At 45.7% G+C, this 7,359-nt stretch carries 4 protein-coding genes; all 4 read right to left on the bottom strand.

The window, feature by feature from the left end:
* A partial coding sequence (locus KDK14_RS17720) for a hypothetical protein (protein WP_257266521.1) occupies positions 1 to 1,042 on the bottom strand: 1,042 nt, incomplete at its 3' end.
* Positions 1,043 to 2,176, bottom strand: coding sequence for a DUF2075 domain-containing protein (locus KDK14_RS17725; protein WP_257266522.1), 1,134 nt, complete (start codon positions 2,174 to 2,176; stop codon positions 1,043 to 1,045). It lies immediately after the preceding gene.
* Positions 2,169 to 4,040, bottom strand: a complete 1,872-nt coding sequence (gene drmB, locus KDK14_RS17730; RefSeq protein WP_257266523.1) for a DUF1998 domain-containing protein — start codon at positions 4,038 to 4,040, stop codon at positions 2,169 to 2,171. The genes KDK14_RS17725 and drmB overlap by 8 nt, the downstream gene beginning before the upstream one ends.
* A partial coding sequence (locus KDK14_RS17735) for a helicase-related protein (RefSeq protein ID WP_257266524.1) occupies positions 4,037 to 7,359 on the bottom strand: 3,323 nt, incomplete at its 5' end. The genes KDK14_RS17735 and drmB, both read right to left, overlap by 4 nt.

Below are 7,359 nucleotides of genomic sequence, written 5' to 3' on the forward strand. Positions count from 1 at the left end.
TAGCTAAATATCCTATTATCGGGATGATCGTTCGACCGATTCTGTCGCCCTGTTCAGAGGGCTTTCCTGCGTATTGTGTCTGGTGAATTCCATCAATAACACTGGCTATGCTGTTCGCGAATTTTACAAATTTTTCACCAAAGCTATTGAACTCCCCGGAGGTCAAAAAATGTACGAGTTCTTTTGTGGCTTTGTCTTCATCTGCTGAGCAAATTACATTTAAGATTCCTGAGTATAGCTGTGTTTTGAAATCAGCAGAGTCATATTCAGTTTGGCTCGGGCTGGATAAGAGAAAGTTACTGATAAAAGAAAAATCATCCCCGGCATTCCAGTGATTGATTGCACTGTTTTTAAAGTAGGGTTTGGATGCCAGCGCATTGAAATCATCAGTGGATTTTTGACCATTTTTAGACGCTGAAAAAGCCAGTGCTAATGCACCACCATAGGCGCTTACTTTGTGCCAGTGTTCCGCGGTCAGTTCTATTTGAGGTGTTATGACCTCAGCTGGTAGAGCATCTTCCGTTGCACTCTGACGCAGAAGGTCTTTTTCCGCTTCATCAGAATGATCCAATAAATTTTTTTTCCAGAGCATTATCTTTTTTGGTGGCGCTATGTTTGCCGACTTGAAGTTTGTTACAAAGTCATCCTTTGCTTCCTGGTCTGCAAAATAAACCACATTAATGAGCGTGGCAGGTATCGGCCCGACGATGCTTATCCGTTTGATCTCTTTGTTATCCATTTTTGATAACGGAAATGTACCGGATGTGTCATTATTTGTTCTGAAAGAACCACTTGTTATTTTTTTGATATCGATTTCGAGAATGGCAGCATGAAGATATTTGTCAATATCTTTGATTTTCTTGATTTCACTCGATGGAACTTTGTCAATAAATAATGGGATTTCTCCATTATGACTGGATAACGCATCAGCGACGTAAGAATTTCTTTCGGATAATGGTTTAGTTCTATCGGCAGATATCAATCCATATGTGAGAAACTTGACCAGATTTTCAGAGCAAACCGGCAGGTAAAATTTTGTCATCTAGAGGGTACTCCTGATCAGCACATTTTCATCCCTGGGGAAAAGTTCAATAACATTGCTTTGCAGAGTTGCACTTTTCAGGATTACCAGTTTTTCCCTGGCCCTGGAGCACATAACATACAGTCTTTTTTTTATCAGATCCGGATCGTTATTGATGATTTTCAGCCCATCGGTAATAACAAAAACAGTATCAAACTCAATGCCTTTTACTGATTTATCGTTCAATACCACAATGCCACCCACTGAAAAATCAATATTGACACCAGCTTTGTGGCTGTTTGAGTAAGTTGAAACCAGTGGTTTTGGATTATCTCGATTGATTTCCATTTTATTGAGCTTGTTAACGTAATCTTCTCGCTTGGTATCGGAAGGGACAATAACACCAATCAATTTTGTGTCGTCTTTATCCGCTTCCCTGAGGATCAACTCAACACAGCTATCGACCCTGCTGTATTCATATAGGATCGGTGTGTCAATAGAGGGGCGATCAGGCAGTTCCGGTTGAGGGCTGGATATATCGGTATAAAAATGGCTGGCCAGCCGCGCAATCGGTGTACTGTTACGGTGGTTAGTCTTCAACTCTATGACTTCACTTGTGTCGAGTCCAAGAAGGTCTGTCAGTTCAACCCGGTTGGAGTGGTCCTCTGTTATTTGCTGGTTCTGATCAGCTAATAAAAAGAAATTGGTATAACCAAGCTCCATTAAGCACTCGTAATAACCCGTGCCCATATCTTGAGCCTCATCAACAATCAGTTGAGTGCTGTGTTCTGGAATGTTTTCCTGTCGATATTTGTCTGCGATCCGGGAATAATCTGGAATACGGTCCTTTATTTCCGGAACATAGTGTCCATAACGGTCACAGTATGTTTTGTAAAACCATGACGTCGCAGTATCTGCCTTTAGGTCGCCCTCTGTCAGCAGCTGTCTGGATGAGTGTGACAGTACGTGGTTATAAGTTAGAAACAGATAATCCTCATCGGCGAACTTCATGGCACGCAGAAGTGCAACCACCGATTTTCCGGTACCAGGTCCACCGACCACTAAAAATTGACCATGCTTTGGGAAGCGATTGACCCTGAGTTGTTCTTCAGTCAACTCATGCAGTTCAGGTAATTTAAAAGTTCGTTTAGCCACTGTAATTATCCCTTAAAAAATCCAGCAGTCCTGGAATGTTTTCTTCCGGGTTTCCCTTAATAAAAGTTCGATCCAAAAATACATTGTTGTATGAACAACTGGTTTCCGGTACTAGCGCACAGGCATGACAGGCAGCCCGGTTCAGCCAGCCCGGTCCCTGGCCCTCGTGCTCTGAACACACCGGGTCAAGGGAGCACCACTGAGCGTGTTTCAGTGCACCTTCTAACAATGATAAAAAGGCTAATGGTTCAGCACTTTCGACAATGCCTCCAAGGGAGCCTGCTACATCGGCGACAGCGGTGTAAATTAAAATCCCCGACATAGTGGTAGATGCATTTGAGGTGTAGATGCGCTCCTTTAATGAGGCGGCAGGGTAACCACCGGTTGCCTCCAATTCGCGAATCAGTAAATGGGCAAATGTGTGCAGCAGCAGGAAGCGGGGAGTTACTGCCTCCAGATGGTTGATTGTGGGAACATCGGCGGTATTTTCGTATCGCTCAGAAAGCTCCCGGGCCCGCAATTTGATGGCATGCTCTGTTTCCCACTTCTTCAGCCATTGCTCGTTCAGCGTGATAAATACCCCTTCACCAAACAGTTCTATAGCCGGAATCCAGTCAGCTTCTCCTGTGATATCGGGGGGGATCATCTGCTGTTTTTCATCCTGACTATCGGTAGTGGGTTCTCCTCCCATTTCTCCCCGGGTAAACCCTAAAAATACCTGTATTTGCCTCAGGCGATCCACTACCACCAGATTATCGATCAAAGCCATTAGCAGTCGGGTATCGCCATCGACGTTAGAGGCAAGGTTTTGCCATTCCGCCGTTTTATGACGGGTTACAAAATCTTCGCTTTCATCAAAATCCAGTGGTGTCAGCAGTGCGTTATATTCGTCCGGCAGAAGCTGGCCAGGGGTCAGATTAATTTCAGGGTTGGCTTGTGGCGCATCCATATCAATCATTGCCTGTCGGATATCGTCTTCTGAGCAGTCAAGCTCTCTGGCAAGGGCCTTGATTTTACCTTTGCGTATCATTTCCCGTGAGATAGCTTGAATTTCCCGCAACTGCTCAGTAGCATTTAGAAGACGATTCGTTGGTGTGTCGCCATTTTTTCGGGACTCCGGTGGAATAACCAGGCCTGAATCGGTGTGTGGCAGGTAGACCAGCGGGTCGTTCACTTCCATGACTCGAGCAGATTTTTTTTCTGCCGTGGCTGGTTTATCCGGCAGCCATGGCTGAATGCGATAGAGATTCTTCAGTGGCATTTCTTCAAATGCGTGCTCAGCATGACAATTCTTTTTCATGCATTTAATGATGCGTTTGCCATCATTGGCTACCGCAAGCTTGAGGTAATTTTGGCTGTAGTCATTTCTGCAACTGTCTTTTGTTGGGCTATTCTTGTGGCAAATCCAATGCCAGGGTACCTCACTGAGATACCCTTCATTGCTGACAGCACACCAGCTAACTTGCTGCAAGAGTGGTTTTTTCGAGCATTCTGTGCAGTGTGGTTTGCCCGGTAGCGAGCCTTCCGTGTTGTGCCACGGGTGATAGTTAAGAATGTTACAGTATGGACATACCGTCCACTTGGGAAATAATACCGCAGGTATCGTGCCACCAAGCACCTGATCGTTTTCTTCTGTTTTGGCAACAGGTGGCGTTCTTAAATCCTTATGTATCTGCAAAGATGCTTTTATCCTTTCTACATAGGGCAGAAGAGGCGCTGTCACCTTACCGTTGCGATCAGTCCAGAATCGGGTGTCGCAAATTACCATTAACTGGTCGTTAACATTGCGAAAAATAGCACCTATACCTGAATAAGATATCAGGTGGGACAATCTCACCGGACTGTACTTTTCAAGTTGATTCATAATTTGACGTTTTTTGTATGTTTGATCAGGGCGCTATTTTCAACATTGCGCATGGAGTCCAGCGTGGGCCAAGCTCCCGGTTTCTTATCGTCACCAAATCGATAAAGCAGACTCTGATAAGACCGGTCCCTGGAAGAATATCTTAATGATTGCCGCTCTGACTTGGCTCTTTCGACGTGGGCCTGCCACTCTGTCACGATCTGGTCAATATGGCTGAACACCTTACTTTCAACGTCCTGGTCGCCAATGGCTTTTGATGCCCTGATTTTGATGTGATCAATCAGTGCCTTGACAGCTGGCGAGTGTAGATTGAAATCACTGGCCGTGTCGTTGCCCAGCAGACCAATGTTACTGTGGCGTGCAGCCAGAATGATGGCAGCGTGTAATGCCCGTTTTCTTACCTGGAAGGTAAAGGGGGTCAGGCTTGATGGCTCCACGTACTTATAAAAAGAGTCATGGTATGACCTGAAGTTTTCATAGTGAGACAGGCTCCGGGCCTGGCTTTTGTAGTAATTGGTAATGACGATCCCCGGCACATCTTTACGACCAACACGACTGCTGGCCTGAATATATTCGGCGGTTGTCAGGGGCTGGCCGTTGATGACCATTAAGGCTAAGCGGGCTACATCAAGGCCGACTGAAACCATATTGGTTGCCAGGGCGACATCAATGGCGTTGTTTTTTTCGTAGTTTAAAGTGAGCGCATCGAAAACATGGGCGTTTTCTTCAGCACTTTTCTGGCTGGTTATGGTCTCAATTTTGGCGTTTCGCAGCGGAAAATACTGTTTAACGTTTTCTGTGAGAGCGTCATGCCCCGCTACCTGATGGAGGAAACCCTCTGCTTCAGCGGGAAGTTTACTGGCCATGATGCCGGGTGCTTCATTTTCCAGTTCCTGATAGAGTTGCTCGCTGGAAAACAGTGTGAAGAATTTGTCTGCGCTGCTCTGGTAAACAGAACGGCTATTGGCAACACCTTTCAAACTGCCGTGATAGATCAGTTGAGTCCACCAACAATCTTTGAATTCTTCTTGATATCGAAAGAGTGCCATCGGGGCTGAAAGTAACAGGCCCGCCAGGGGAGCCAGGGATTTGTTTTTCGGCAGGTTAAAGGCGAGATAGCCTAAATAGAGTCGCCCGGGTTTTTCGCTGAGTGGAATGGTTCGTGCAAAATAGGAGTCTTGGTAACGCAGACCTGCTGGAGGGAAAACCGCCATATCTCTTGCAAATAGTGTCTTCACCTGTTTGTCAGCATTGCGGATGGTGGCCGTTGACGCAATGTATTTGGGGGCAACTCCCCGCTGGGTGAGCAAAGCGTCAATACCCAGTTCGTAAATGCCAACGATTGAACCTAATGCTCCGGATATCAGGTGTAACTCATCCTGAATGATCAGTTCGGGTGGTTTATTCTGTTGTCCGCCAAAAAATATTGCTGCCCGTTCCTCCCATGCCAGCCTGGCGAACTTGTCAACAGTGGCAATCAGCAATGTAGGTGGTTTTTCATATAAGGCTTCATCTACCACCTGGTAGGGCAGCTGATTATTGTCAGCTGAGCCAAACTCACACTGATTATTCAGACAGGTGAATTTAAAATCATTGTCACGAACGAAATAATTTTTGTCAGTGAACTTATCACCGCACCAGGGGCAGGCATTAACAACAAACTGACTGAATTTTTGCTCCTGATGGGCGGTAATAGCCTGTTTGTAACTATTGGGCGAGCTGGCAGCACCTACCCATAAACCAATTGAGATGGGAGTGTTGCCTAATAGTCTGGTGTCTTCCCGACGGATTAACTCCAATGCAGATATGACTTTACATGCCCGGGTAAATTGCTGAGCCGTCAGCAGTCTGAGGGTATAGCGCATAATAGCCATGGTGCCATTGGCACTGGCCGGTGCTGTTATTCTTCGGTAGGCAAAGAGAAAGGCCATCACACCAAGGTAGGCTTCTGTTTTCCCACCACCGGTTGGAAACCAGATCAAATCCACGATATCGCGAAAATCAGAGTTTTCGTTGATGGCAGACTCCATCACCATAAGGACAAAAGCCAGCTGAAAAGGCCGCCATTTATATTTGGAAAAATCAATCTCGCCTTTTTCGGTTGAAGTCATCTGTTTGAGCATGGCCTGGTTAGCAATGGCAAATGCTAAAAGGGCTTCATGGTTACTTTTCAGCACATGAAGACCAGTGCGCATACGGTCGCGGGCGATGATAATTTTATTTAAAATACGGTTTGCTGTGTCCAGGTCGTCTGGTGCCTCATTGGCAGCGATATCTGACTGAACCCCAATCCATTGGGAGTAGTCTTCAATAAAACTCTCAAGCTCACCAATGATGTCTGATTGATTATCTTTATTCGATAAATAAGCAAAACTCAGGGTATGGCTGCGTGGCTCACTGGTGTCTGCCGTTACCTGAGGGACTTCAACAGTGGGCATGAAGTCGGAATTGATTTCCATTTTCTGCTGTTGGTTTTTTCGCCAGTCAACGGCGACACCATGGCCAATGGCATAGACTTTGTTGTCTTTATACCTCAGCTCGAGTTCTTGCTCTTCTTCTGTCAGTAATAACCTGTTTTTTGCCGGGTATGGCAGTAGCTCCCCCTCTTCAATAATGCATTTGAACTGGACATTAAACAGTGCTTTTTGGCATTGCTCTACTTTAAATTTTTCAGGTTTTCTGTGTAGTGGTTCTGTTGAAGTGTTGGCTGAGACATTTGGGGGCTGTTCTAAAGGGGTTGACAGAGCGCCCTCTGATATTTCTCCAGACGCTTCCAGGTCATCGGGATCTGAGTCAGACCCCATCAATATGTTTAAATCATTACCGATATTTGCTGTATTGGTTAATGACAAGGTCACGATATAACCTGATCCATGGGGGCGCCATAAAACATTTATTTTACCCCGGTTTTTAAGGACCTCCCTGGCTTCGCTATAAACGCCTGTTAGCTGCTTCGGGTTCTCGAAGGTGATTTCTTCACCACCCTCTGCCATAAGGCTGCTTTTTAGCCAGCTGGTGATATGCCCATAATTGGTTTTATCTTCCGGGGAGAATGAGCAAGCAGAATAAAACACGCGTAATCGTATTTTCTTACCGGTAATAAAAAATGACATGCCTGCTGAACAGGGTGGCTGGTATCGCTTGCCTGTCCTTATCGGCTGCGCAGCATGGGTATCATCGCTATCGGAAGTATTTTCCTCAATATCTTCATATTGTGAGAGGGGAAATAAAATGCCAGTAAAATAGCGATCCAGTGGTGAGCTACCACCTGAATCCGTAACTTCAGAAGACGTTGAAACCTTCGGAAGCCGGTCGTGCC

The organism is Endozoicomonas sp. ONNA2 (genome assembly GCF_024606365.1).
In the GTDB taxonomy this organism is placed as follows: Bacteria; Pseudomonadota; Gammaproteobacteria; order Pseudomonadales; family Endozoicomonadaceae; genus Endozoicomonas.

Bases quoted from the DNA above. Each gene is read 5' to 3' on its own strand.
- drmB (WP_257266523.1), bottom strand. From the start codon at position 4,040: ATGAATCAACTTGAAAAGTACAGTCCGGTGAGATTGTCCCACCTGATA.